A 24,308-nucleotide genomic window follows, 5' to 3' on the forward strand; every position below is an offset into this window, starting at 1 on the left:
AACTTCACCTCTTGGCCTTAGTAGTCAGACTTCCCTCGTAAAGTTGCCACTTCATGCCGCTAAAACCTCACTTGGAAACTTGAAGTGCATCTTTTCATCGTGGAATGGTCACTTCAAGACCCGAAGTGTCGATTTCAGGCGCAGAAATGTTACTTTGGGGGCTGAAGTGCCGACTTCCAGGGCGAAATGATCATCTCCGGGGGGAGGTGCCTGATCTTCACTTTGCAGTCGATCGCGCCGGCATACTTGCGGAGCAGGCAGATAGATTAGTTCTCATTTTGCAGGCCGACGACGTCTTCTCCCGCCAGCATACGTCGCAGAGGATCGAGGAGAGCTTCATCTGGAATTTTTTGGTAATTGTCCATGCTAATTATCTCCTCCCACTTCATAAGATGGCTCACTTCATGGGTGATGTCTTTCACTCGCATCGAGGAGGTCTCTTCGGAGTACTCCATGTAGTACCAGGTGCTGGGAACATCGGTGCATATGAACGTGCTCAAGCTGAACTGGTTGCTAAACTCGTTGGTCTCCAAGTTATAAAAAACCCCACGTCCCGTCTTGTAGGTCATGAGTACAGTTCCGGTTTCCGGGCAGATTCCGCGCACCGAATGCCCGTAGGACATCCCCAGGCAGATGGAGTGGGTGTAATCCTGGATCAGGTCCCACTTGTAGTCGCAAGCTTTTAGCCTTGGGCCGTGGACCAAGTAGATAAGCCGGTTGCGCTGATCTATGCCGAACACGTGCCAGGGCAAATGGAATTTCGGGGCCATCCTCAGGTTACGGCTGGTTAGCCACATGGCCGTCTTGGTACCGACTGCGAAATGGTCGGGGGCGGAAGACGCCCGTGTGATTCCCTGTATCTCCTCCATGCGAAGGTTGCACTCCGGACCACTGTTTCTGCCCAGGCCAAGGGTCATCCTGCCTAGGCACAGGATCTTCTCCTTGACCGGGTCCTTCAATACATAGAAATATTCGGTCTCCTTGCAGGAGGAAAGAAAGGCTCGGGCGACTTGAGTGTCCTCCGGGAGGCACAGGGCCTGGGTGAAGTCGATGAGCGCGGTGAACCTGCTTTCTCTACCTTTCATGATGGCGCGCCAGTACCTGTTGGTGCCACGTTCGTGAAACAAAAAGAGGTGCTGGTCGGCAATGTCGTCGATGAGTCCCAACCCCGAGAAGTTTTCGCTTTGAAGCCGCCATGCTGTCATCTCTACGAAATCGATCAGGATGACGGATGTCTCACTTTCACCCAGAAAAACATGACGGTCGGTGGAGCCGACACGTTGCAGCCCTGGATGCTCTCTGGCCACATCAACTTCCATGTCAGGAGAGTACACCAGGGGCACCGGTTCGACTTCGATCCGCATCAAGGCGTCCACCTCAGCGTCGACTGCGGCAAGGGCTGACGGCTCAGTGACCATTTCTCTCAGCGAGCTCGCCCGTGCCGTTTGGCCTGTCATCCGCGCTTGTCGATACTCCTCCAAAAGGACCTCTGTGTCCTTGCTCGGTTTCAGTTGCTCCAGCAGATCATCTATGGCTGCTGCATATGCGGCACGGCTCTCTCCGGGGAGGATGTCGATGGCTGCGCGGGCGGCGTTGCAATGGGCGAGGCTTTCTTGATAGCTGAGGGCACCGCCTCGAACGTCCGTTAGCAGCCTGTCCGCCTCAACGGTTGCCGCAGCCTGCTGTGCTGCGACTACGCGATGATACATCGAGTTGAAGCAGGGGACGGCGCGGAACACAGGCCTCACTTTCTGCAACATCGGCAGAGCCTCGCGGTCGCGCCCCGCATCAAAAAGTTTTTTCGCTTCGATGTAGGTAATCCATGCCTCCTGGGCATCATGGCGTGAGGTCCTTTCCAGTTGCTTGTTGCGGTAGAGCACCTCGAACAGCGGCGACAGCGCTATGACGTCGTGGTATTCCCGGACTGCGTCCTCTTGGCGCGACAGCCACATTACTTCGTCGTAGCACTCCGGCCACTTTTCATCCCGCAGCGCCTGCCTCAAGGTCCGTAGCCGTTGCTCGATGAACTCGTGCCTCTCCTTCTCCTTCTCAACCTGTAACAGAGTGTTGATCCTCGCACGGCTGCGCTTATCACGCTCAAGCAGCCTTCCCAGCAGTCTCTGTCTCTCTTTCCCGTTGCTGCTGCTCTCAAACGCCTGCCACAGCGTGATCAGTTCACCCTGCTCCTTCATGGCTTCAACGAGGGCGATAATCCTCCGTGCCTTGGGGAGGTTTTTGGCCTCTTCCAGAGCCTGGCGTGATAAGGTCACGGCTTGGTCCCATTCTCCTTGTGAAAAAGCGGATTCGGCCTGCTGAAGTACCGGCTCTGCCTTGCGGGTCAGCAGCTGTTCGACTTCCCTCCGGAGTTCGTCGAACTCCGCTATCAGTCCGTCCTTTGTCTCGGCTAACCTGAGAAGTTCCCGAGCGAATCGGGCAGTACCATCCCTCAGCGCCAAACGCGCGTAAGCGACCAGGGCCTCCTTTCCCAGCTCGGAGGGATGTAGAGAGTCAAAAACAGCGCCGGCTTCAGCCGGCATGGCATTGCTGTGGTAGGCAAGGGCAAGCAGTTCACGGAGCCGTTTGTCTTTCAGCACATGGGGCGGCTGCGCAAGCAACGTATCGATGGCGGTCTGGTAGGCGCCGACATGCTGATGCAGCAACATGATGGCGCTGCACAGTGCCGATACGTCATCGGGGTTGATGGCACGAATCCCAGCAACTTCCTGCTCCGCAGTGATGTAGTCATACTCTTCTAGACACTGTTGAGCGCGCCTCAATGAATCCCTTGGTGAGAGCGCCGATCCCGCCGGCATCTTCTGCCTCCGTTTCTCCGTAACGGGCTTTCTACCGACTTCCTCCCCCGGAATTGAAACGTTTTCGAGGGCAGGTGCCGACAGTGCACCTAGGTCGGCATGGCATGCGTCCACCGAAGGGAGGAACAGGTGCTTGATAAGTACGACATTGGGAGAACACGGGTGAGGAACAAGCTGAAACGCTTCTCCATAATGCTCCAGAAGGAGGTTTTGTAACTGGCTCTTGAGCCGGTATCCCTCTTTTTTGTCCGGGTCGGGTAGGCAAAGCCGGGTGGGATTTACCTTCTTTATGGCAGAGATGATCCGCTCTGAGGAAGGGGTGACTACTGAACGTAAAAGGACTTCAGCATTTGCTACATCCTGTTGCCAGTCCATATCTGCACCACCTTTGTGGGGATGAAGGGCATTGCTTGAAAAGTGTACTTGTATTGTTGGTATTTTCAAATAATATGCAAGGGCAGCTTGGGGTAGGGCTGGATCTGGCCATTTATCGCCGAGGCCGTTAACATATCAGGTGAGGTTCGCCGGTTAAAACTGAACTGAGGGAGGCGCTATGACGAACACTATCACTCTTCATCGCGTGGTTCGTGCGACACCTGAGAAGATCTACCGTGCTTTTATGGATACGGACGCCCTGGTGAAGTGGCTACCACCGAACGGATTCACTGCAAAGGTCCATCAGATGGACGCAAAGGTCGGTGGGACCTACAAGATGTCGTTCACCAATTTCTCCACGGGGCAGACCCATTCCTTCGGAGGCACCTACTTGGAACTGGTGCCGCACGAACGGATACGCTACACGGACGCTTTCGACGATCCGAATCTACCTGGAGAGATACAGACGACGATAACTCTGCGCCGGGTGTCGTGCGGAACTGAATTGAAGATCGTGCAGGAGGGCGTTCCTGAAGCCATTCCTGCCGAAGCCTGCTATCTCGGCTGGCAGGAGTCGCTGGCCCTGCTGGAGATGCTGGTCGAGGCGGACGTTTCTTAAGGTATGAGAGGAGGGACTTGTGCTAACTGATGACGGTCGCCCTGGGCATTCAAAGATGCCCAGGGCGACCGGTGTTGGGGGAGGGGACGGTCGGGTGCCGGTGTGACTATGTTCTTCTTTCGTGAGCCTTCTTCCCGTGCACCCGCTCGTAGGCGCGGCAGAAGGGGCAGACGTCTTCTTCGATGCGGGTGACGAAATCGTAGACGAGGCCCTTCTGATGATAACGGGCATGAAGGCACACGGGGCAGAGTTCACATATCTTTGCCATGGCATTGTCCAGTGCTGTCGGGTTTTCGGTTCCTGGCATGTTACGGGTTCCTTCCATTTTCAATCTGGGATGAGGATGGTCGAGCCGGTAGTCCGGCGTGCCTCCAATTCGCGGTGAGCCTGCGCAGCATCCTTCAGCGGGAAACTACGATTTATCTCTATCTTCACCTTGCCGGAGGTGACCATCTCAAAGAGTTCTGCGGATGCCTCTTCAAGTTCGGACCGCTTGGCGATGTAGGTGGCGAGCCCGGTTCGGGTCAGGTACAGCGAGCCGAGCTGGGAGAGGAGCAGCAGGTCGACCGGAGGGACCGGACCGGAGGCGTTGCCGAAGCTCACCATCAGGCCGCGGGGACGCAGGCATTTGAGCGAGGTCTCGAAGGTGTCCTTGCCCACGGAATCGTAGACCACAGCAGCCCCATCTCCGCCCGTGATCTCCTGCACCCTCTCCAGGATGTTTTCGGTGCGGTAGTTGATGCAGTAGTCGGCGCCGTGCTGCCGCGCCAGCTCGCACTTTTCTTCCGAACCGGCAGTGCCAATGACCTTGGCGCCGAGCGCCCGCAGCCATTGGCAGGCGATGGTGCCGACGCCTCCGGCGGCGGCATGGAAGACCACGGTCTCTCCGGCCTGTACCCGGTAGGTCCTCCTGACCAGGTACTGTACGGTCAGTCCCTTGAGCATCATTCCGGCGGCCTGCTCGAAGGAGACGGCATCAGGGAGCAGGCAGAGCCGGTCCGCCTTGATGACACGTGATTCGCAGTAGCCGCCGCCGGACGTGCCCGCGTAGGCGACGCGGTCGCCTGTCTTAAACAGCGTGACCCCCTCGCCGACCGCCTCGACCACGCCGGCTCCTTCATTGCCGGCAATGGCGGGCAGCGGCATCTTGTACAGTCCGCTGCGCTGGTACACGTCCACGAAGTTCACCCCGACCGCCTTGTGCCGGACCCGCACCTCGCCCGGTCCCGGTTCCGGCACCGTCACATCCGTCCACTTCAGTACCTCGGGGCCTCCAAATTCTTCGAAGCAGATTGCTTTGGGCATGATTGACTCCTGGTAAAAGATGTCTGTGCTCAGAAACACGTGAGCAGAAAATCAAGCGCGGCAATGATTTCAGTGCGTGAATTTTTCAAAGTTCCTACTTTGGCGCCAAGCAGCCCCATGTGGATACCCGACAACTCGGCCGTGGACATAAAGACGGTCGTCCCTTGTATCTCAAACTTCGGGTTGAGAAGGGGGATGGGACGGGGGAGTACCGTAGCGGGAACAAGTGGAACAACAACACGTGTGGCTAGTTTGTTGAGCAGATCGGGTTGCACGTCCAAGAGATACGGCACCGAGGTTCTCGAATGCTCTTCTGGATTCTCGTACACGTCGAACTGTGCCGTCAGAACCGTCTCCGGCCATCACCAAAGGTTCCGTGGGTAGTGACACGGCGGTTGTAATCATCGATGGCGTCTTTGTTTTCCTCGTTCCAGTTCTGACAGTAGTCTTCTCTGAGCATTTCTGCGAGCCTGGCCTCCAAGGTCTTGGAAAGGTTGATGCGCCGCTCTTTTGCCTGACGCAACAGGTCACTGTTGATACTGAGGTTGGTCGACTTTTTGGGTGCATCCGGGTCAAAGAGATTCACTTGCATAACTGCCTCCTGCGCATGATTGATGCGCATAACATCATACCGCCATTCAATACCGCCATCAAACATTCTCTTGGGCTTTCCTGCTCCACCGTCACCAGGAAAGGCCCCCTGCCGGGCCGGCCTTATACGCGTGCAGCCTCGACCACATCCCCCTCTTCATATTACTCTCAAGCTCGACTCCAATTTGGCCGAAAGTAGATGCAGCAGCAGTGTTTGTTCGTTTAGCTGCTACGGAAGCATCGAATCAATAGAGAAGGGGGGCCTACTATGAAAAGCAGCAGGTTCAGCATCAAGGTGAAGGTTCTGGCTGGGGCGTCGCTCGTGGTCATGTTGCTTGCCGTGGTGTTGATCGGCATTGCGCGGCGCGCCATTCTCAGTACCAACGAGACCGGTTACGAGATCCTGAAGTCGAAAACCATCGAGTCCCGCAAGCAGGAGTTGAAGAGCGAGATCTCCGTTGCACTGGGCATCATCGACTCCGTCTACAACGAGGCCAAGGCGTCGGGGGGCGACATGGAGGCGGCGAAGAAGCGCGCCCTCGAGTTGCTGCGCCCGGTGAGGTTCTTCGAGAACAAGAGCGGGTACTTCATGGTGCATGCCCTGGAAGGGGAGCATGCCCGCGCGATCCTGGTCCCGGTGAAGGCCGAGCTCGAGGGGAAGGACATCACCGACCTGAAGGACAAAAAGGACAAGATGTTCGTGCGCGAGTTTGTCAAAACGGCGCGCTCGGGCGGCGGGTTCGTGGAGTATGCCTTCCCGAAGACGCCTGACGGTCCGCCGCTGCAAAAGCTCACCTACATCGGTCACTTCGCCCCCTGGGACTGGGAGGTCGGCACCGGCGTCTACACCGATGACCTGGAAGCGGAGGCCGCCAAGATCAGGGCGCAGGGCGTCCAGCACGCCAACCTGCAGTTCTCCTGGATGCTCGGCGCCGCTGTGCTGGTCCTCATCCTCAGCGTCGCAACTCTCGGCTTCGGCATTGGCCTTGCGCTTAAGCCGCTGCGCAGCATCGTGGAGATGGCCCGGGAGCTGGCCCAGGGGGAGGGGGACCTGACCAGGAGGCTACCGGTCCAGGCCCAGGACGAAGTCGGCAAACTCTCGGAAGCCTTCAACCTGTTCATCGAGAAGATCCAGGTGATCATGCAGGAGGTGGTGGCGCAAAGCAGGGACGTCGGCAGCTCCAGCGAACGTCTCTCCGGCATATCGGACGGCATCGCCGCCGACATCGACGACCTGGCTGCCAAGTCGGCATCGGTGGCCACGGCAAGCGAAGAGATGGCGGCCACCACCAACGATATCGCTGCCAATTGCATGAGCGCCGCCGAGGGGGCCAAGCTGGCCAGCAGCAAGGCGACCACGGGTGCCGCCATCCTCGACAAGACCCTGGAGTCGATGCACCGGCTCGCCGAACAGGTCACCGCTTCGGCGCAGACGGTCGAGGGGTTGGGAGCCCGGTCGGATCAGATCGGAGCCATCATCAGCACCATCGAGGATATCGCGGACCAGACCAACCTACTCGCCCTCAATGCCGCCATAGAAGCCGCGCGGGCCGGCGAGCAGGGACGGGGCTTCGCGGTGGTCGCGGACGAGGTGCGCGCGCTTGCCGAACGTACCGCCCGCGCCACCCGCGAGATTGGCGAGATGATCAAGGGGATCCAGTCCGAGACCAAGGCGGCCGTTGCCGTGATGGAGGCAGGCGTGCGCGAGGTCGAGGTCGGCAGTGAGGAGGCGGCGCGTTCCGGAACCGCCCTGAAGGAGATCCTGGACCAGGTGGACCGCGTCACGGAACAGGTGAATCAGATCGCCACCGCCGCCGAGGAGCAAAGTGCGGCTACCGGCGAGATCGCAGCCAACGTGCAGCAGGTAAACCATGGGTTGCAGGAAGGGGCACGGAGTCTGCGGGACTCTTCGCGCCTGGCCTGCGGCATGAAGGAGCGATCCGACGACTTGAACCGCGTCATAGGGAAGTTCCGGCTCTCCTAGGGGCATGACCTGCCGCCATTGAGACGACGCAAAAAAAGGCCGCCCCTGCCGGGACGGCCTTTTCTCGTCTATGCTTGCTGCCACGGAGGCAGCGGGAGCTGGCGAAGATTTCGCGGTTCTGCCCCCTCCCCCCGCGACAATGGGTTACGAAACCATCTCGCAGTCGTCTTCGGGCCAGCTGTCCAGGCTACCGTCGGGAAGTTCCACCTGCACGGTGTCCCCCTCGATGGTGCAGCCGTAGCTCAGGCCGATCTCACCGGTCTTGGTGTTCTTCACCTGGACCCGCTGCTCCTTCCTCTCCGTCGTGTCACATATCTCTGAATGTACCCTTTTCATGGTAACCTCCTGAGTTCTGCATTAATGATAGCAGCGCCGTTTCCCGCTGCAACTAGAGAACTGAAGCGATCTCCGGCGACGCGGTGTCCTTGAACTGCTCGAAGTTCTTGCGGAACATCCCGACGAGCTTTTGCGCCGCCGCGTCGTAGGCTGCCTTGTCGCTCCAGGCGTTTCTCGCGTTCAGGATCTCCGCCGGGACCCCGGGACAGCTGGTGGGGATGTCCAGGCCGAAAACCGGATCTTTGACGAAGCTTCCCGCGCTGAGCGTCCCGTCCAGCGCCGCGTTCACCAGTGCGCGCGAGTAGGCGATCTTCATCCTCGCCCCCACGCCGGGCCCGCCGCCGCTCCAACCGGTGTTCACCAGCCAGCAGTCGACCTTGTTCGACCCGATCTTCTTGCCGAGAAGGTCGGCGTACAGGGACGGCCTGAGCGCCATGAAAGGAGCGCCGAAGCAGGCGGAGAAGGTGGCCTGCGGCTCGGTCACCCCGGCCTCGGTCCCGGCCACCTTGGCGGTGTAACCGGACAGGAAGTGGTACATGGCCTGCTCGGCGGTCAGCCGCGCGATCGGCGGCAGCACGCCAAAGGCGTCGCAGGTGAGCATGATCACGTTGCTCGGGTGCCCGCCGGTCCCGCCGGGGATGATGTTGGGGATGTGGGTGATGGGGTAGGAGGCGCGCGTGTTCTCGGTGAATGAGGCGTCGTCGAGGTCGATGCGGCGCGAGATTGTGTCGATAGCGACGTTCTCCAGGATGGTGCCGAACCTCCTGGTGCACTGGTAGATCTCGGGCTCGCTTTCGCTGGAGAGGTTGATCACCTTGGCGTAGCACCCTCCCTCGAAGTTGAAGACGCCGTCCTCGTCCCAGCCGTGCTCGTCGTCGCCGATCAAAAGGCGGTTGGGTGCGGCGGAGAGCGTGGTCTTGCCGGTGCCGGAAAGGCCGAAGAAGATGGCGACGTCGCCGTCGGGTCCGGTGTTGGCCGAGCAGTGCATGGACATCACCTGCTTTTGCGGCAAGAGGTAGTTGAGCACGGTGAAGATCGACTTCTTGATCTCGCCGGCGTAGCTGGTGCCGCCGATGATCACCATCTTCCTGGCGAAGTTGATGATGATGAAGGCCTCCGAGTTGGTGCCGTCGACGCTGGGCTGGGCATGGAAGGCGGGGAGGTCGATGACGGTGAACTGGGTCTCGTGGCTGAGCAGTTCTTCCTGTGTCGCGCGCAGGAACATGTTGCGGGCGAACAGGGAGTGCCAGGCGCGCTCGGTGATGATGCGCACCGGGATGCGGTGGTCCGGGCTTGCCCCGGCGAAGCAGTCCTGGACGAACAGGTCACGTCCCTGCATGTAGTTGCACATCTTCTGGTACAGCGCGTCGAACTTGTCTGCCGGGAAGGGGCGGTTCACCTTGCCCCAGTTGATGTGCGCGCTCGAGGAGGGCTCGTCGACGATGAACTTGTCGTTGGCCGCGCGCCCGGTGTAGTGCCCGGTCTTTACCGCGAGGGCGCCCAGGTGCGAGATGAGCCCCTCGCCGCGGCGCACCACCTGTTCGTAGAGGACGGAGGTGGGGGAGGTCCAGTAGATCAGATTCGCGTTGTGAATGCCATGCTGCTCGAGTCCATTGCCCCTGGTGATATCGTTTAATCTCACTGCTCCCTCCCTCTCTCATTGGATCTGCGCCAAGCTAAAAAGATATCAGGGGCAGGTAGCTTTGCAACCGACGCGGCAAAGCAAAAGAGCCCCGGTCATTAAGACCGGGGCTCTTTCTTGTTTCATTTAAATTACGCGTTGCGTGCTAGTCGTTGAACCCTTCCGCGGAGGCCGGGTTGTACTGCTCCCAGTGCTCCGGCGAACGCCACAGGCCGGAAAGGATCATCTCGCGGATGTGGAGGAACTCTTTCGGGAGACGGTCGTACATCTTCACGAACAGCTCCTCGTGGGAGAGGATCTCTTCCTTCCAGACATCGCGGTCGATGGACATGAGTTCCTGGTACTGGTCACGGGAGACGTTGTTGAGACCGGTCCAGTCGATGTCCTCGTAGCGCGGCATCCACCCCAGCGGGCTCTCCACGGAGGCGCCGCGGCCATTGGCGCGGTCGGCGATCCACTTGAGAATGCGCATGTTCTCGCCGAAGCCCGGCCAGAGGAACTTGCCGTTGGCGTCTTTACGGAACCAGTTGACCGAGAAGATGCGCGGCGGGTTCGGGGTGGTGCGCCCGACCTGCAGCCAGTGGTTGAAGTAGTCGGCGACGTGGTAACCGGTGAAGGGAAGCATCGCGAACGGGTCGCGACGGACATTGCCGATGGCGCCCACTGCGGCTGCGGTGGTCTCGCTACCCATGGTGGCGGCGAGGTAGACGCCGTAGCTCCAGTTGAAGGACTGGTACACCAGCGGGATCACGTTGTTGCGGCGGCCGCCGAACACGAATGCCTTCATGGGCACGCCCTTCGGATCTTCCCAGGCCGGGTCGATGGAGGGGCACTGGGAAGCCGGGGAGGTGAAGCGGGAGTTCGGGTGCGCGGCATTGCGGCCGCAGCCCGGGGTCCACTCGTTGCCCTGCCAGTCGGTCAGCTTGGCCGGCAGCTCGTCGGTCATCCCTTCCCACCAGACGTCGCCGTCCGGGGTGAGCGCCACGTTGGTGAAGATGGTGTTCTTGGCGCAGGAGTGCATCGCGTTCGGGTTGGACTTGAACGAGGTGCCCGGGGCCACGCCGAAGAAGCCCGCTTCCGGGTTGATGGCGTAGAGCTGGCCGTCGGGACCGGGCTTGATCCAGGCGATGTCGTCGCCAACGGTGGAGATCTTGTAGCCGCTCTTGGCGAAGTGGTCGGGCGGGACCAGCATGGAGAGGTTGGTCTTGCCGCAGGCGCTCGGGAAGGCGGCGCCCAGGTAGGTCTTCTCACCTTCCGGGGTCTCGATGCCGAGGATCAGCATGTGCTCGGCCAGCCACCCCTCGTCCTTGGCGATCTTGGAAGCGATCCTGAGCGCCAGGCACTTCTTGCCCAGAAGGGCGTTGCCGCCGTAGCCGGAGCCGAAGGACCAGATGGAGCGCTCCTCCGGGAAGTGGACGATGTACTTCTCCTTGTTGCACGGCCAGGGCACGTCTTTCTGACCGGCGGCCAGCGGTGCGCCGACCGAGTGCAGGCAGGGGACGAACTCGCCGTTCTCACCCAGGATGTCGACGACCTTCTTGCCCATGCGGGTCATGATCTTCATGTTGACCGCGACGTAGGGGGAGTCGGAGATCTCGACGCCGATTTTGGCGATGTTGGAGCCCAGCGGACCCATGGAGAAGGGGATGACGTACATGGTGCGACCCTTCATGCAGCCGGTGAAGAGGCCGGTCAGGGTCTTCTTCATCTCCTTGGGGTGCACCCAGTTGTTGGTCGGGCCGGCATCCTGCTTGGCGATGGAGCAGATGAAGGTGCGGTCCTCGACGCGGGCGACGTCGCCGGGGTCGGACAGGGCCAGGTAGCTGTTCGGGCGCTTCTCCGGGTTCAGCTTACGGAAGGTGCCGCCTTTGACCAGCAGTTCGCAGAGGCTGTCGTACTCCGCCTCGCTGCCGTCGCACCAGTGGATCTGGTCCGGCTGGCACATCTCGGCCACTTCTTTAACCCAGGCCAGCAGCTGCTTGTTCTTCACTTCGTAATTCATGGATATTCCCTCCTTTGGGTATTGCTTCATCGCATTTTTAGAAGAGACCAAACCCTCCGCGGTGCTGCTAATCTCACAGGTTTCCATAGTTGTCCTCTCTGCCGTGGCGGCGGTGGACCGGAATGAACCGAGGGGGAGCCCTGCTGGGCCGCTCGATGCGGATCCGGCCTACGGTTGATGTTTCGTTAGCGTCGGTTAGATGGGTTTATGTTGCCGTGCCTTTGTGATTTTTGGACGTCGTACGCGGGGTGCTGGGAAGTGAGGCCCTCGCCCTGAGTGACGATTCGCTCTGTGAGATCGTGGCGTGTGCTCTATGAAAGACAGTCACCAACTGATGTCATCGAACGACTCTCTGCTCTCCTCTCTGAGCCAGAATTTTAATTATTGTAAAATAACATATGCGCTTTTAAAAGCAAGAGCAAAAGTATACACAAGCTCAATTGACACGCAGTCTCAGTCTGTTAGACTTTTGCCGGACTTCGCGCTCTTTTGTTACCTCAGCCGAGACAGTCCCGCTCAACATTAGAAAGACTGTGACTCTTCGCCGGCCTCCTGGTCGGCCTTACCATGCAAGACAGGGGGTATTCAATGGAGCCTTACATCTGCACCGTCTGCCAATACGTCTACGACCCCTACCTGGGGGACCCGGAGAACGGGGTGCCTCCCGGAACCCCCTTCACCGACCTTCCCGACGACTGGGTCTGTCCCATCTGCGGGGTCGGCAAGGAGGCCTTCGAGCCGGAGTAGGAGATGTAAAAAGGGGGGGAGCCCAGTTGCTCCCCCCCTTCGCCTTTAGAGACCCTGCAGCAGTCCCTCCAATTCGGTTGTGATCTGTTTGAGATCTTCCAGCTTCATGTCGCCCATGTGGGCAACGCGGAAGGTCTTCCCTTTCAGTTTCCCGTAGCCGTCATCGAACGCAATACCGCGCTCGCCCAGCTGTTTCTTGATCAGTGCCAGGTCCACGCCGCGGTCGTTGGTGGCGCAGGTGAGGGTGACCGAGCGGTACGGTTCGGCCGGCAGGATGCCGAAGCCGTGCTGCGCCACCCAGGCGCGCATGAAGTCCGCCATCTCCTGGTGGCGCTGCCAGCGCTGCTCGAGTCCCTCTGCGAAGATGCGCTGCAGCTGGAGCTCCATGGCGTAGATGAGCGAGATGCATGGCGTGGACGGGGTGTTGTCCTTCTCGTCGGCCGCCAGGAACTCGAGGAAGTCGAAGTAGTAGCCGCGACCCGGGACGGTCTTGGCGCGCTCCAGCGCACGCTCACTGGCAGTGAACACGGCCAGGCCCGGCGGCAGCGCGAACGCCTTCTGCACCCCGAAGACGCAGCAGTCGATGCCGATTTCGTCGATGGGGATGTTGAGGGCGCTCATGGAAGAGACGGTGTCGATGATGGAGACCACGTCCGGGTACTTTTTGAGCACCTCGCCGATCTCGGGGAGCGGGCTCATGGTGCCGGTGGAGGTCTCGTTGTGGATCAGGGTGATGGCGTCGTACTTGCCGGTAGCAAGTGCCGCGTCCACCATCTCGGGGGTGATGGGCTGCCCCCACTCGGCCTTGAAGGCGTCGGCCTCCTTGCCGCAGGAGAGGGTCACCTTGTGCCATTTGTCGGAAAAGGCGCCGTTGCAGAAGTTGGCGCAGCGCTTGCCGACCAGGTTCCGTACCGCACCTTCCATGGCGCCGAAGGCGCTCGAGGTGGAGAGGAACACCTTCTCTTTGGTGGACATGAGCTGCTTCAGTTTGTCGGTCACGCCCTTGTGCAGGCGCGCGTACTCCGGCATGCGGTGGCCGATCATCGGCGTCCCCATGGCCTCGAGGATTTCAGGGCTCACCTCGATCGGTCCGGGGATGTACAGCTTCTTATGCATGTGGGCTCCGTATCCAACTTTTTTTGCCGGCAGCGTGCGGCTGGGGAGGGGGTGGGGAAGGGGCGCGGCGCCTAGGTACGAGCCGGTCCGCGAGCCTGCTGCAGGCGGATCGTCAACCTAGCAGATTACGCCGTCGATGTCAATTCTCACGTCCTGATTTGTAACACAAAATAGGAGGGCAGGCGGCGCGGGCTGTGGCTTGCCGAGGGTGATTACATGGATGGGGGGAACAGCCTCTCGCTGCGCCACACTCTTACGATGCGCACAGCGTTTCTATCGAGGCGGTAAACGATGCGAAAGGGAGGTAAGACGACCTCTCTTAGGTAGGTGAGTCCGAATTCGGGAACCACGCGTCCGCTGTCGGGAAACGAGGTGAGCCGCTCCACCGACTTAATGATTTCCTTAACGAGCCTTTCTCCTACGTCCGGCACATGCTGCTCTCTATGCCACGTGCGGATCTCCTCTAAGTCATCGACTGCCGAGATGGCAAATGAGACGGAGAATTTCCGCGGCATATCACACCAGCCCGAGCCGCTTCTTCACCTCCGCAAGATCCAGTTCCCGCCCCTGTTCCAGGTCCATGAGCCCCTGCACCACCCCGCGCAGAAAGGCGCGCTCCTCGGTCTCTGCTTCATAGTCTTTCAGGGATTGGACGACGGCTACCCCGCGCCCCCTGCTGGTCAGGAGGATGGGGCGGTGAGTTTTGTCGGTCTGACTGATCACCCGACCTGGACTGACCTTCAGATCGCTTAACCGGACAATGTCTTCTGCAAATTTCGCGCGTGTCATAGAGATTCCTCCAGAAAGGACAGGACGGATGATAGCACCTGGAAAGGCCCTTTTCAAGGAGACCTTACCTGTAAAGGCTCGCGGCTCCCGACCTCTCGGCGGGGCGATCTGGTTGAGATGCACGTCCCTGATGCGACTCCCGCTCCAGTGCTTCGCTCGGTAAAGTCGCGCCATATTGTATATGTTGCGTATTGCTCGGCAAAATGTTACACATACCGGTTAGCTGTCAAATACATTAAAACGGAAAGCTGCGCCATTTTAATCGTTTAGAAATTGGCCACCTTTCTGCCGGAAAACCATGAAACCTATTATTGCCATCGTCGGACGCCCCAACGTGGGTAAGTCCACCCTCTTCAACAGGCTGGTCGGGCGCCGTAAGGCGATGGTCGACGACATGCCCGGGGTGACCCGGGACCGTAACTACGCCGAGGTGAACCGTTTCGACCTCCCCTTCATCCTGGTCGATACCGGCGGCTTCGAGCCGGAAACCTCGGACAAGCTTCTGCAGCAGATGCGCGAGCAGTCCCGCTTTGCCATGGAGGAGGCTGATCTCATCCTCTTCGTCATGGACGCGCGCGGCGGGCTCACCCCCGCTGACCGGGACGTGGTCGAGATGCTCAGGCGCATCAACAAGCCGGTCTTCTACATTATCAACAAGGTGGACGGCGAGAAGCAGGAGGCCGATGCCGGCGACTTCTACTCGCTGGGGGTGGACCACATCCACACCATCTCCGCCGAGCACAACCGCGGCGTGGGCGACCTGATGGACGAGGTGCTGGCCGCACTCCCCTACAACCGGGACAAGGACGAGGACGAGGAGATCACCAAGATCGCCGTGGTCGGGCGCCCCAACGTGGGCAAGTCCACCCTGGTGAACCGCCTGTTGGGCTACGAGCGCGTGGTGGCCAACCCCACCGCCGGCACCACCCGCGACGCTGTCGACACCCGCTTCACGGTGAACAAGAAGCCGTACCTGTTGATCGACACCGCCGGTATCCGCAGGAAAGGTAAGACGGTCCAGAAGATCGAGAAGTATTCGGTGGTGGACGCCTTGCGCTCCATCGACCGCGCCGACGTGGTGCTGATCGTCCTCAATGCCGAGGACGGCGTCACCGAGCAGGACACCAAGATCGCCGGCTACGCCTACGAGGCGGGGCGCGGCTGCATCTTCGTGGTGAACAAGTGGGACACGGTGCAAAAGGACAACTCCACCATCGGGAAGTTCACCGAGGAAATCCGCCGCAACTTCAAGTACCTCCCCTTTGCGCCGATCCTGTTCGTGTCGGCCCAGAGCGGGCAGCGTACCGGCAAGATCGTGGCCGAGGTGGACTTGGTGATGGAGCAGTACTGCAAGAGGGTGAGCACCGGTGAGTTGAACCGCATCTTCAACCAGGCCGTGGATGAGAACCACGCACCGCTGGACGGCGGCAGGCGGGTGAAATTTTACTATGCGACGCAGGTGGGAGTGAAACCTCCTTCCTTTGTCGTCTTCACCAATCGTCCGGAGGGGATTCATTTTTCCTATGAGCGGTACATCATGAATCGTTTTAGAGAGGCGTTCGGCTTCAGCGGGACTCCTTTAAAGCTTATTTTCCGAGGCAGAGACAAGAAAGATACCTAAATCATTCTTTACTTGGCCGATACGATGGTTTAGTATGATGCCTATTTTTAACCCACCCCCTACCAACAGCGAGCGGCATCAATGAGTCTAGTCGGCAATTTGGAAGATCTCGGCTTAGGCGAGATCCTGCAGATCGTAAGCCTGAGCAGGAGGTCCGGCGTGCTCGCCCTGCAAAGCAGGGGGAGAGAAGCGCGGGTGATCTTCCGCAACGGGCAGGTGATCCGCGCCACATCCTCGACCTTCCAGCAGAACCTGGGCGAGGTGCTGATCCAGCAGGGTGTCATTGACCTGGGGATCCTAAAGCGCGCGCTGAGCATACAGGCCGACGAGGGGTACACCCAGCTTCTGGGCGTCATCATGGTGGAGCGTTTTAACGTGAGCGCCGATGCCATCGAGGCGGTGGTGCGCGAGCAGATCGAAAACGTGGTCTACTCGTTGTTCGCCTGGGCCGAAGGGACCTTCGAGTTCGAGCTGCAAGAAGTCGGTGACTCCGACCACGCCAGGCTGGACCCGGTGCAGTTCATGCTCAAGCAGGGGCTCAATCCGCAGTACCTGGCCATGGAAGGCTCCCGCATCATCGACGAGCAGCGCCACCGCGGTGAGGGGGAGGACGACCACGGCACCCACCACGAGGAATCGGTCGACTTCGCTTTCGATCTGCTGCAGGAGCCGTCCGCTGCCGCTCCGGCCACTCCATCTTCCACGCCCGATATCCCCACATCCCCCCCGAAAGCGCACGCAGAGGCTTCCCCCATTCCGGCCGCCGCGGCCATCACCTCTGCATCCGGCGAGGGCAAGCCGGTGGTGCTGGTCGATGACGATCCGGCCACGCTCGCGGTCCTGACCGCGCTCCTCTCGGATATGGAGTATCGGGTGGAGGCCATGGAGCGGGGGGAGGACGCGCTGATCCGGGTCGATTCGCTCTACCGCGACGGCGTGCGCCCGACGGTACTGGTCGACCTGATCATGCCGCGCATGGACGGGACCGGCATCCTGGGCGGTCTCGAGCTCATGGAACTGGTGCGCAACAATTTCCCGGAACTGCCGCTCTTGGGGCTTTCCGATTTTGAAAACGACGAGGCGCAGCGCAAGATGCGCGGCCTGGGCATTCCGCTTTTGATGAAGCCGCTCAAAAGCGAGGTCGAAGAGGTGCGCGACGCCTTCGCTCCGAGGCTCACTGCAGCCCTGGAAAGCCTGGCGGCCGGTGAGGAAGCCGCCTTTAACAGCGTCAACATCGGCGACGAGCTGAGGCTGGAGATGGGCGAGGAGCCGGCGCTTTTTGCGCCGCAGCTGCACCAGAGCACCGGCATTTCGCAGTTGCGTGGCATGCTCGAGGAGCTGAACAACCCGCAACTGGGCGGGGGGATCATCCTGCTGGTGCTGCGCTTTGCCGCCGAATTCGTCAACCGCGCCGTGGTGCTCCTGGTCAAGAAGGAAACCGTGCAGGGGCTGGGGCAGTTCGGCCTCCAGGACGGTGACGGCGGTGCCGACGCACGTGTTCGCAAACTCACCATTCCCAGGGGGGAGCCGTCGCTCTTCACCGAGGTGCTCGAGACACGGTATCCGGTGAAAGGGACGGTCGACGCCTCGGTGTGGACCCACTACTTCCTGGAGCAGTTGGGGGGCGGGCGTCCCGCCGAGTATTTTGTTGGACCGATAGTGAGCGAAGGCAAGGTGGTCGCCATCCTCTACGGGGACAACCTCCCCGAGGACAAGCCCATCGGCGACACCGATTCGCTGGAGATATTCCTGTGTCAGGCCGGCATAGCTATGGAAAAGGCCCTGTTGCAGCGCAGGCTGCAGGAGCAGGGACGGGGAGAAATGTGACGTGAAGAGGATACTGATAGCGGAAGATTCCAACACCATGCGTTCCATGCTGGTTTCCACCATAGACGAGCTGGAAAAATATACTATCGTCGAGGCCGCCAGTGGCTTCGAAGCGTTGCGTCTTTTGCCGCGTGAGCAGGTGGACCTGATCATCACCGACATCAACATGCCCGATATCAACGGGCTTGAGCTGATCAGCTACGTGCGCAACAACCCCAACTACCAGTCCATTCCGCTGTTCATCGTCTCCACCGAGAGCGGCGAGAAGGATCTCGAGAAGGGGCTGGCTCTGGGCGCCAACGAGTACCTGGTGAAACCCTTCGACCCGGTGAAGCTGCAGGAACTGGTCTGCAAGTATCTGGGGGACTAAACGGCCGAACGGCCGTTCAAGGTTCAACGTTCGGTTCGACGTTGAGCTAAGCCTTGGCAGCACCGGCGCAGTGACGGCGCGGTCACCAATGAACTGATTCGAGAAATGCCGTAGCAAAACGTTGAACATTGAACATTGAACGTCTTTTGCCTTTTGAAAGAGAGTCTATGAGCGTCGAGGATAACATTGGAAAAGCGTTGAAGGACTTTTTGGCCGAGGCCGAAGAGATCCTGGACCAGCTGAGTCTTGACCTGGTCTCCTTGAGTGACTGCGCCGACGGCGGGGAATGCAGCCCGGACCTGGTCAACTCCGTGTTCCGCGGCGCCCACTCCCTCAAGGGACTGGCGGGCATGTTCGGCCTCTCGGATATCGCGGAACTGGGCCACCACCTGGAGAACCTGCTCGATGCCCTCAGGCTGGGCAAGGTTGAGCTGGACCAGGCCGTGGTGAGCACCCTGTTCGAGTCCACCGAACTGCTGGCGCACCTGGTGCGCAACGCCGGTGAGACCGGGGGCGAAGGTGCCGACCTTTCCGGCGCCATGCAACGCATCAACGATTGCCTGACCCGCGGCCCCAAGGCAAACCAGGACTCCCCCCTGGCCCGGCTCAACATCCCCGAGCGGGTGCTCTCCTCGATGACCGAGTACGAAGAGCACCGCCTGCTGGAAAACGTGAAGAAGGGGCGCCACATCCATTCCATCCGGGTGTCGCTCCTTCTGGCGAGCTTCGACTCGGACCTCATGGAGTTGACCGACACCCTGAAGCAGGCGGGCGAGGTGATCAGCACCCTTCCCTCCGCTTCCAGCGGCCTGGACGCCGGCATCGACTTCGAGATCCTGTTCGGCTCGGAGCTTCCCGCGGGCGCACTGATGCCCATCATCGACCGTGAGCACCTGACCATCTTCACCTTCGGCGAAACGGCCGGGGAGCAGGCGGCGGGGAGTGGCGCGGAGGCGGCGGCACCGGTCGCGGAACCGGGCGGCGCGGAAGGCGATTTCCAGGCTCCGGCGGCGGGTGACGGCGGCGCCATCAGCGCCAAGAGCATGAGCCGGACCGTCCGCGTCGACATCGGCAAGCTCGACCTGCTGATGAACATCGTGGGCGAACTGGTGCTCTCCCACTCCATGATCGCCGACGTCGCGGCCCGGATGCGCCGGGACGGGCTCATCGTTCCCTCCCAGGAGCTGAACAAGGCGGCCAAGGGGCTCGAGAAAAAGCTCTCGGAACTGCAGAAGGGGGTCATGGAAATCAGGATGATCCCGGTCGGGCAGCTCTTCGACAAGATGACCCGCATCATCCGCAAGATCGCGCGCGAGCAGGGGAAGAAGGTCGAGCTGAAGCTCTACGGCGCGGACACGGAACTGGACAAGCTGATTATCGAGGACATCTCCGATCCGGTCATGCACATCGTGAGAAACAGCATCGACCACGGCATCGAGACCCCCGAGGAGCGCCTCGCCGCGGGCAAGGACGAAAAGGGGACCATCACCCTTTCCTCGTACCAGAAGGGCAACCACGTCGTGATCCAGATCGACGACGACGGCGGCGGCATCGACGTGGCGCGCGTGAAACAAAAGGCGGTGAAGCTGGGCATCATCTCCTCGGTCGACGAGGTGACCGACCGCGAGGCGCTCGACTTCATCTTCCGCCCCGGCTTCTCCACCACCGAAACCGTGAGCGAGATCTCCGGCCGCGGCGTGGGCATGGACGTGGTCCGCACCAACATCGCCGCGCTCTCGGGTCTCATCGACGTCGAGAACTTCCCGGGGCAGGGGGCGCGCTTCATCATCACCCTCCCCATTACGCTGGCCATCATCAAGGCGCTGATCATCTCCACCGCGGGGCGCACCTACGCGCTTCCCATCACCTCGGTGCTGGAGAGCATCCTCGTGGAGCAGAAGGAGATCAGGACCATCGAGCGCAAGGAGGTGATCCAGCTGCGTGAGTCGACCCTCCCGCTGTTGCGGCTTTCCGAGTTCTTCGAACTGAAGGGTGGGGAGGCGGCGCCGGAGAGTTGCTACGTGGTCGTGGTGGGGGTCGCCGAGAAACGGCTGGGGCTCGTGGTAGACGATCTCATCGGGCAGCAGGATATCGTCATCAAGTCCATCGGCGACACCTTCGCCGGTTTCCGGGGCATCTCGGGTGCTGCGGACCTGGGCGACCAGCGCACCATCCTGGTGCTCGATGTCGGTAGCGTCATCGCCGAGGCCACTCGAGGGAGTGCCTGATGTACAAGGAATTTTATGGCCTCACCGAGAAGCCCTTCAGCAAGACTCCCGATCCCCGCTTTCTGTACATGAGCTCGGGGCACCAGGAGGCGCTGGCGCGGCTCGAGTATGCGGTCGAGGAGAGCGAGATCGCCCTTCTCACCGGCGACATCGGTTGCGGCAAGACCACCATCTCGCGCGCCCTCATGGACCGGATGGGGGACAGTTACCACTTCATGTTCGTGTTCAACCCGCGCCTGACCGCCGACGAGCTTTTGCGGGTGATCGCGTCGGGGCTGCAGGTGAACGAGCCGTCCTTGCAGAAGGACCAGCTCCTGAAGGAGATCACCACCGCGCTGTACCGGCTGCACGGCGAGGGGCGGGTACCGGTGGTGGTGATCGACGAGGCCCAGATGATCCCGGACCGGGAGCTCTTCGACGAGCTGCGTCTCTTGACCAACTTCCAGCTCGACGACCGCAACCTGGTGAGTGTGATCATCATGGGGCAGCCCGAGCTGCGCGAGATGCTCGCCTCCCCGGTGTACGAGCCGTTTAGGCAGCGCATTTCGCTCAACTTCCACCTGGCCCCCCTGGGGCTGGAGGAGACGCTGGAGTACCTCGACTTCAGGATCGTGGCGGCCGGCGGCGAGCCGGGTCTGTTTTCGCCGGATGCCGTGCAGAGGATCTACGAGCTTTCCGGAGGGGTGCCGCGTCGGATCAACGCCGTCGCCACCAACGCGCTGTTGATCGGCTACGGCAGGGACGCCGCCCTGATCGACGCCTCCATAATCGAAGAGACCGCGGCGGAGCTGCTGGCTTAACCCCCGTTAGGGGCGGTTCAACGTTCAACGTTCGACCGCCTGGCCCTCTCCGCCATCCTCACGGTGGCGGCCTGTCCTGCCGCTACGGGGGTGAGCAGTAAAAGCATTACGTGCTGCCAGGAAGACTGGGGCTGTCGGCATGAGACGTCTATCGAACGTTGAAGGTTGAACGTTGAACGGCTTTTCAAGTTTTGAGGTTTCGATGAATCTTGCAGAGATCAGAAAGAAGGCTTCCCGCGGAGAGGCACAGGGCGCAACCGCTCGCGAAGCGGCGCCGCAGCAGGGGGGGCAGGAGCCCCGGGCCGAGTCCTCGCCTGCGCCGGTGGAGCCGCAGGCGCCGCCCGAGGTGACGGTAGCCGCCGAGGAGTTCTCCGTCCCCGAACCGTTCGTTGACGAGCCCTTCGTGCTCGAGCCCGTGGATCCCGACCCGCTGCCGCGTGCCTCTGCCCCGGCCTGGCAGGCCGAGCAGTTCGACCCGCCCTACCTGTACCAGGACGAGCCCGACGAGTTCGACCCGGTGGCTGTCATCCTCCGGGGACGCGAGTCCGCCTCCTTCGAGGCGGAGACCTCGCAGCAGGAGGTGGTGGACGCGGCCAGCGTCGAGCTGCTCTGCTTCCGCGTGGCGAGCGAGGAATACGCCATCAGCATCATGGACATCAAGGAGATCATCAAGCCGCGCGAGGTGACCGAGGTGCCCCGGGTTCCTTCCTTCGTGCGCGGCATCCTCTCCCTGCGCGGCAACATCATCCCCGTCTTCGACATGAAGAACAGGCTGGGGCTTGCCGACGGCGCCGTCTCGGAGCGAGAGCGCATCGTGGTGGTCAAGCGCCAGGGGGGCTACGCCGGCGTCCTGGTGGACGAGGTGGTGCAGGTGGTCCGGATCGCCGAGGGGGGCATCGAACCTCCGCCGGTGGTCCTCGAGGGGATCGATCGCGAGTTCGTGCTGGGTATCGGCCGGGTCGGCGGCAGGATGCTGATCCTGCTCGACATGGAAAAAGTATTGGATGTAGGTCTCTTGTAGAGGCGGGGTGCAGGAGGGATGAGCATGGAGAAGAACAGGATCCTCGTGGTCGAGGATGAAGAGAGCCTACTGAAGCTGGAGAGCATCCTCTTCACCTCGAAGGGGTACCAGGTCACCGGGGTACGCGGCGGCAACGACGCGCTGAAGGCGATCGCGCAGGATGCGCCGGACCTCGTGGTCCTGGACCTCATGCTGCCGGACATGGACGGCTTCGAAGTCTGCCGCTGCATCAAGGAAAACCCCGCCACCAGCGCGATTCCCGTGGTGATGCTGACGGCGAAGAAGAGCAGCCGCGACCTCGAGCACGGCCGCCAGGTCGGCGCCGACGCCTACATCACCAAGCCCTTCAAGTCGGTCAAGGTGCTGGAAGTGATCGAGGGGCTGCTGGGCAACAGCGGCGCCGCAGGGGGGGACGCAGTCTGATGACCGAGGAACTCCAGGAAATTCAGGTGGCCTGCCTGCGCATGGACGAGGGGCTCTACGCCGTCGACATCATGCGCATCAGGGAGATCATCAGGGTCCCCAAGCTCGCCCCGCTGCCCCGGGCACTCCCCTTCGTGGAGGGGGTGATCAACCTGCGCGGCTCGGTGATCCCGGTGGTGGATCTGCGCAAGCGCTTCGGGCTTCCCGCCGCAGAAAACAAGGAGAGCGCGCGCCTGCTGATCCTCTCCATCTCTGGGCAACCCCTGGCCCTCATGGTGGACGAAGTGACCGAGATGATAACCATTCCGCTGCGCGAGCTCAAGGCACCGCCGCGCGGGGTGCGCATAGTGGGGGGCGAGTACATGGTGGGGCTGTGCCTGGTGCGTGACGTGCCGGTGATGCTGCTCAACATCGACGCTCTGCTCACCTTCCAGGAGAAGGCCCAGTTGGGCTACCTTACCCCCCAGGGGGAGACCACTTCCACGAAAAAGAGCCCAGCATGCTGATAGTCTGTCCCAACTGTAAAAAGCGATTCAATGTCGTCGTGAGCTCTTCCGACGAGCCGAAGAAACTGCGCTGCTCGAGCTGCAAGGCCGTGTTCCGGCTGGTGCGCAAGAGCGAGCGTCCGGCGGCACCGCAGACCAGGGTAAAGGTCGTGGTCGCCAACGAGAGCGCTGCCTTCTGCAAGGCGGTGGAGAAGGTCCTCGCTGCCGAGCCCTTCGAACTGTACCTGTGCACCGACGGCAAGGAGGCGCTTGAGACCGTGCAGCGCGTGCAGCCCGGCGTGCTGCTCCTGGACGTGGCGCTTCCCACCATGTTCGGATTCGAGGTCTGCGAGCGGGTACGCCAGGACCCCGCGCTCGCCAAGACCAAGATCGTGCTCATCGCCTCGATCTACGACAAGACCCGCTACAAGCGCTCCCCGAACTCGCTGTACGGGGCCGACGACTACATCGAGAAGCACCACATTCCGGACTCCCTGGTCTCGATGATCTACCGTCTCACCTCGGGTGATGTTCCCCCGGTGGTGAGTCCGACCGAAAGCGAACTGGCCGCCCAGGAGGAGAGCCGCAGCGAGATCAGGCAGGTGGAGGTCGAAGAGACCTCGATGCCGCAAGCCGCCGCACCCGTACCTGCGGCGCCGGAAGCACCTGCGGCACCTGCGGCGTCGGCACCCGAAGTCACCCCGGCAGCGGCACCTGCGGCGCCCGTTGTCGCCGCGCCGGAAGCCCCGCCTGAAGCCGCGCCCGAGGCACCGGCAGCGGTCCCCGCGCCCCCCGAGGTTCCCGTTATCGAGGCAGCCGAGCCTCCTGTCGTCGAGGCGCCCGCCGCCCCGGCCATGGCGGCACCCGAGCTGCCTGTCGTGGCGCCGGCCGCTCCCAGCGCCCCGGCAGCCGCCGAGCCCGCCGCGGCTTCGGCCCAGCTTCCCGAGGAACAGGTAAAAGCACGGCGCCTGGCCAGGATCATCGTCTCCGACATCGTCCTTTACAACCAGGCGAAAGTGGAGCAGGGGGTGCGCGAGGGGAGCTTCTACGAACTGCTGGCCGACGACATACGCGAAGGAGAATACCTGTACCAGCAGAGGGTGTCGCAGCAGGTGCGCGATACCACCTCCTTCTTGAAAGATGCCTTCGACGAACTGATCGCGAAGAAACGAGCCGAACTGAGCCTTTAGGAGAGAGACCCTGTCCAACGATCT

23 protein-coding genes are annotated in these 24,308 nt (G+C 61.2%); 12 read left to right on the forward strand and 11 right to left on the reverse strand.

Annotated elements, in window-relative coordinates; all coding sequences use genetic code 11:
- Positions 1 to 266: 266 nt before the first annotated feature.
- Entirely contained in the window at positions 267 to 3,188 is a 2,922-nt protein-coding gene (locus JFN91_RS11925) for a tetratricopeptide repeat protein (protein ID WP_199389411.1), read from the reverse strand.
- Between the two features lie 178 nt (positions 3,189 to 3,366).
- Between JFN91_RS11925 and JFN91_RS11930 the strand changes: the two genes are divergently transcribed.
- Complete coding sequence (locus tag JFN91_RS11930) at positions 3,367 to 3,807, forward strand: SRPBCC family protein (protein WP_199389412.1); 441 nt, start codon at positions 3,367 to 3,369, stop codon at positions 3,805 to 3,807.
- Positions 3,808 to 3,913: 106 nt separating this feature from the next.
- Here the strand turns inward: JFN91_RS11930 and JFN91_RS11935 are convergent, their stop codons facing one another.
- Genes JFN91_RS11935 through JFN91_RS11950 form a run of 4 tightly spaced genes read right to left on the reverse strand, consistent with a single transcriptional unit; the run spans position 3,914 to position 5,704 of the window.
- Positions 3,914 to 4,114 carry a hypothetical protein gene (locus tag JFN91_RS11935; RefSeq protein WP_199389413.1) on the reverse strand — a complete coding sequence of 67 codons (201 nt, stop codon included), beginning with the start codon at positions 4,112 to 4,114 and terminating at the stop codon, positions 3,914 to 3,916.
- Positions 4,115 to 4,134: 20 nt separating this feature from the next.
- Complete coding sequence (locus tag JFN91_RS11940) at positions 4,135 to 5,112, reverse strand: quinone oxidoreductase family protein (protein ID WP_199389414.1); 978 nt, start codon at positions 5,110 to 5,112, stop codon at positions 4,135 to 4,137.
- 29 nt (positions 5,113 to 5,141) lie between these two features.
- A complete protein-coding gene (locus tag JFN91_RS11945) occupies positions 5,142 to 5,441 on the reverse strand; it encodes a CcdB family protein (protein WP_328746862.1) in 300 nt (99 codons plus the stop codon).
- A 14-nt stretch (positions 5,442 to 5,455) separates the two neighbouring features.
- Positions 5,456 to 5,704 (reverse strand): type II toxin-antitoxin system CcdA family antitoxin, encoded by a 249-nt coding sequence (locus JFN91_RS11950; RefSeq protein WP_199389415.1) that lies wholly within the window; start codon positions 5,702 to 5,704, stop codon positions 5,456 to 5,458.
- 267 nt (positions 5,705 to 5,971) lie between these two features.
- On the opposite strand from JFN91_RS11950, the gene JFN91_RS11955 reads away from it, so the two are divergent.
- A complete protein-coding gene (locus tag JFN91_RS11955) occupies positions 5,972 to 7,687 on the forward strand; it encodes a methyl-accepting chemotaxis protein (protein WP_199389416.1) in 1,716 nt (571 codons plus the stop codon).
- Between the two features lie 144 nt (positions 7,688 to 7,831).
- Here JFN91_RS11955 and JFN91_RS11960 read toward each other — a convergent pair whose 3' ends face one another.
- The 3 genes from JFN91_RS11960 to JFN91_RS11970 form a co-directional block, all read right to left on the reverse strand.
- Positions 7,832 to 8,023, reverse strand: coding sequence for a hypothetical protein (locus tag JFN91_RS11960; protein ID WP_199389417.1), 192 nt, complete (start codon positions 8,021 to 8,023; stop codon positions 7,832 to 7,834).
- Positions 8,024 to 8,075: 52 nt separating this feature from the next.
- Positions 8,076 to 9,665, reverse strand: coding sequence for a phosphoenolpyruvate carboxykinase (ATP) (pckA, locus tag JFN91_RS11965; protein WP_199389418.1), 1,590 nt, complete (start codon positions 9,663 to 9,665; stop codon positions 8,076 to 8,078).
- A 145-nt stretch (positions 9,666 to 9,810) separates the two neighbouring features.
- Positions 9,811 to 11,697 (reverse strand): phosphoenolpyruvate carboxykinase (GTP), encoded by a 1,887-nt coding sequence (locus JFN91_RS11970; protein ID WP_199389419.1) that lies wholly within the window; start codon positions 11,695 to 11,697, stop codon positions 9,811 to 9,813.
- 558 nt (positions 11,698 to 12,255) lie between these two features.
- On the opposite strand from JFN91_RS11970, the gene rd reads away from it, so the two are divergent.
- Positions 12,256 to 12,414, forward strand: a complete 159-nt coding sequence (gene rd / locus JFN91_RS11975) for a rubredoxin (RefSeq protein ID WP_183345780.1) — start codon at positions 12,256 to 12,258, stop codon at positions 12,412 to 12,414.
- Between the two features lie 45 nt (positions 12,415 to 12,459).
- Here rd and JFN91_RS11980 read toward each other — a convergent pair whose 3' ends face one another.
- The 3 genes from JFN91_RS11980 to JFN91_RS11990 form a co-directional block, all read right to left on the reverse strand.
- Complete coding sequence (locus JFN91_RS11980; protein WP_199389420.1) at positions 12,460 to 13,530, reverse strand: pyridoxal-phosphate-dependent aminotransferase family protein; 1,071 nt, start codon at positions 13,528 to 13,530, stop codon at positions 12,460 to 12,462.
- 212 nt (positions 13,531 to 13,742) lie between these two features.
- The gene (locus JFN91_RS11985; RefSeq protein WP_199389421.1) at positions 13,743 to 14,045 is read right to left on the reverse strand and encodes a type II toxin-antitoxin system RelE/ParE family toxin; all 303 of its coding nucleotides are present in this window, start codon (positions 14,043 to 14,045) and stop codon (positions 13,743 to 13,745) included.
- Between the two features lies 1 nt (position 14,046).
- Positions 14,047 to 14,319 (reverse strand): type II toxin-antitoxin system Phd/YefM family antitoxin, encoded by a 273-nt coding sequence (locus JFN91_RS11990; protein WP_199389422.1) that lies wholly within the window; start codon positions 14,317 to 14,319, stop codon positions 14,047 to 14,049.
- Positions 14,320 to 14,617: 298 nt separating this feature from the next.
- On the opposite strand from JFN91_RS11990, the gene der reads away from it, so the two are divergent.
- The 9 genes from der (at position 14,618) to JFN91_RS12035 (ending at position 24,284) form a co-directional block, all read left to right on the forward strand.
- Positions 14,618 to 15,940, forward strand: a complete 1,323-nt coding sequence (der, locus tag JFN91_RS11995; protein ID WP_199389423.1) for a ribosome biogenesis GTPase Der — start codon at positions 14,618 to 14,620, stop codon at positions 15,938 to 15,940.
- Positions 15,941 to 16,021: 81 nt separating this feature from the next.
- On the forward strand, positions 16,022 to 17,767 hold the full coding sequence (locus tag JFN91_RS12000) for a response regulator (RefSeq protein WP_199389424.1): 1,746 nt from the start codon (positions 16,022 to 16,024) through the stop codon (positions 17,765 to 17,767).
- A 1-nt stretch (position 17,768) separates the two neighbouring features.
- Positions 17,769 to 18,137, forward strand: coding sequence for a response regulator (locus JFN91_RS12005; protein ID WP_199389425.1), 369 nt, complete (start codon positions 17,769 to 17,771; stop codon positions 18,135 to 18,137).
- Positions 18,138 to 18,304: 167 nt separating this feature from the next.
- Complete coding sequence (locus JFN91_RS12010) at positions 18,305 to 20,365, forward strand: chemotaxis protein CheA (RefSeq protein ID WP_199389426.1); 2,061 nt, start codon at positions 18,305 to 18,307, stop codon at positions 20,363 to 20,365.
- On the forward strand, positions 20,365 to 21,165 hold the full coding sequence (locus tag JFN91_RS12015; RefSeq protein ID WP_199389427.1) for an ExeA family protein: 801 nt from the start codon (positions 20,365 to 20,367) through the stop codon (positions 21,163 to 21,165). The genes JFN91_RS12010 and JFN91_RS12015 overlap by 1 nt, the downstream gene beginning before the upstream one ends.
- 202 nt (positions 21,166 to 21,367) lie before the next feature.
- Positions 21,368 to 22,186, forward strand: coding sequence for a chemotaxis protein CheW (locus JFN91_RS12020; RefSeq protein ID WP_199389428.1), 819 nt, complete (start codon positions 21,368 to 21,370; stop codon positions 22,184 to 22,186).
- A 24-nt stretch (positions 22,187 to 22,210) separates the two neighbouring features.
- Positions 22,211 to 22,609: a response regulator transcription factor gene (locus JFN91_RS12025; protein WP_199389429.1), complete on the forward strand. Its 399-nt coding sequence runs from the start codon at positions 22,211 to 22,213 to the stop codon at positions 22,607 to 22,609.
- Positions 22,609 to 23,115 (forward strand): chemotaxis protein CheW, encoded by a 507-nt coding sequence (locus JFN91_RS12030; RefSeq protein WP_183345800.1) that lies wholly within the window; start codon positions 22,609 to 22,611, stop codon positions 23,113 to 23,115. The genes JFN91_RS12025 and JFN91_RS12030 overlap by 1 nt, the downstream gene beginning before the upstream one ends.
- Positions 23,109 to 24,284: a response regulator gene (locus tag JFN91_RS12035; protein ID WP_199389430.1), complete on the forward strand. Its 1,176-nt coding sequence runs from the start codon at positions 23,109 to 23,111 to the stop codon at positions 24,282 to 24,284. Before JFN91_RS12030 ends, JFN91_RS12035 begins: the two co-directional genes overlap by 7 nt.
- The last annotated feature ends 24 nt before the right edge of the window (positions 24,285 to 24,308 follow it).

This window comes from Geomonas anaerohicana (genome assembly GCF_016458305.1).
In the GTDB taxonomy this organism is placed as follows: Bacteria; Desulfobacterota; Desulfuromonadia; order Geobacterales; family Geobacteraceae; genus Geomonas; species Geomonas anaerohicana.

What these genes read in the sequence shown, in the direction of transcription:
- JFN91_RS11925 (WP_199389411.1), bottom strand. Translation starts at nt 3,188, where the DNA reads ATGGACTGGCAACAGGATGTAGCAAATGCTGAAGTCCTTTTACGTTCA.
- JFN91_RS11930 (WP_199389412.1), top strand. Translation starts at nt 3,367, where the DNA reads ATGACGAACACTATCACTCTTCATCGCGTGGTTCGTGCGACACCTGAG.
- JFN91_RS11935 (WP_199389413.1), bottom strand. Translation starts at nt 4,114, where the DNA reads ATGCCAGGAACCGAAAACCCGACAGCACTGGACAATGCCATGGCAAAG.
- JFN91_RS11940 (WP_199389414.1), bottom strand. Translation starts at nt 5,112, where the DNA reads ATGCCCAAAGCAATCTGCTTCGAAGAATTTGGAGGCCCCGAGGTACTG.
- JFN91_RS11950 (WP_199389415.1), bottom strand. Translation starts at nt 5,704, where the DNA reads ATGCAAGTGAATCTCTTTGACCCGGATGCACCCAAAAAGTCGACCAAC.
- JFN91_RS11955 (WP_199389416.1), top strand. Translation starts at nt 5,972, where the DNA reads ATGAAAAGCAGCAGGTTCAGCATCAAGGTGAAGGTTCTGGCTGGGGCG.
- JFN91_RS11960 (WP_199389417.1), bottom strand. Translation starts at nt 8,023, where the DNA reads ATGAAAAGGGTACATTCAGAGATATGTGACACGACGGAGAGGAAGGAG.
- JFN91_RS11970 (WP_199389419.1), bottom strand. Translation starts at nt 11,697, where the DNA reads ATGAAGCAATACCCAAAGGAGGGAATATCCATGAATTACGAAGTGAAG.
- rd (WP_183345780.1), top strand. Translation starts at nt 12,256, where the DNA reads ATGGAGCCTTACATCTGCACCGTCTGCCAATACGTCTACGACCCCTAC.
- JFN91_RS11980 (WP_199389420.1), bottom strand. Translation starts at nt 13,530, where the DNA reads ATGCATAAGAAGCTGTACATCCCCGGACCGATCGAGGTGAGCCCTGAA.
- JFN91_RS11985 (WP_199389421.1), bottom strand. Translation starts at nt 14,045, where the DNA reads ATGCCGCGGAAATTCTCCGTCTCATTTGCCATCTCGGCAGTCGATGAC.
- JFN91_RS11990 (WP_199389422.1), bottom strand. Translation starts at nt 14,319, where the DNA reads ATGACACGCGCGAAATTTGCAGAAGACATTGTCCGGTTAAGCGATCTG.
- der (WP_199389423.1), top strand. Translation starts at nt 14,618, where the DNA reads ATGAAACCTATTATTGCCATCGTCGGACGCCCCAACGTGGGTAAGTCC.
- JFN91_RS12000 (WP_199389424.1), top strand. Translation starts at nt 16,022, where the DNA reads ATGAGTCTAGTCGGCAATTTGGAAGATCTCGGCTTAGGCGAGATCCTG.
- JFN91_RS12010 (WP_199389426.1), top strand. Translation starts at nt 18,305, where the DNA reads ATGAGCGTCGAGGATAACATTGGAAAAGCGTTGAAGGACTTTTTGGCC.
- JFN91_RS12015 (WP_199389427.1), top strand. Translation starts at nt 20,365, where the DNA reads ATGTACAAGGAATTTTATGGCCTCACCGAGAAGCCCTTCAGCAAGACT.
- JFN91_RS12020 (WP_199389428.1), top strand. Translation starts at nt 21,368, where the DNA reads ATGAATCTTGCAGAGATCAGAAAGAAGGCTTCCCGCGGAGAGGCACAG.
- JFN91_RS12025 (WP_199389429.1), top strand. Translation starts at nt 22,211, where the DNA reads ATGGAGAAGAACAGGATCCTCGTGGTCGAGGATGAAGAGAGCCTACTG.
- JFN91_RS12030 (WP_183345800.1), top strand. Translation starts at nt 22,609, where the DNA reads ATGACCGAGGAACTCCAGGAAATTCAGGTGGCCTGCCTGCGCATGGAC.
- JFN91_RS12035 (WP_199389430.1), top strand. Translation starts at nt 23,109, where the DNA reads ATGCTGATAGTCTGTCCCAACTGTAAAAAGCGATTCAATGTCGTCGTG.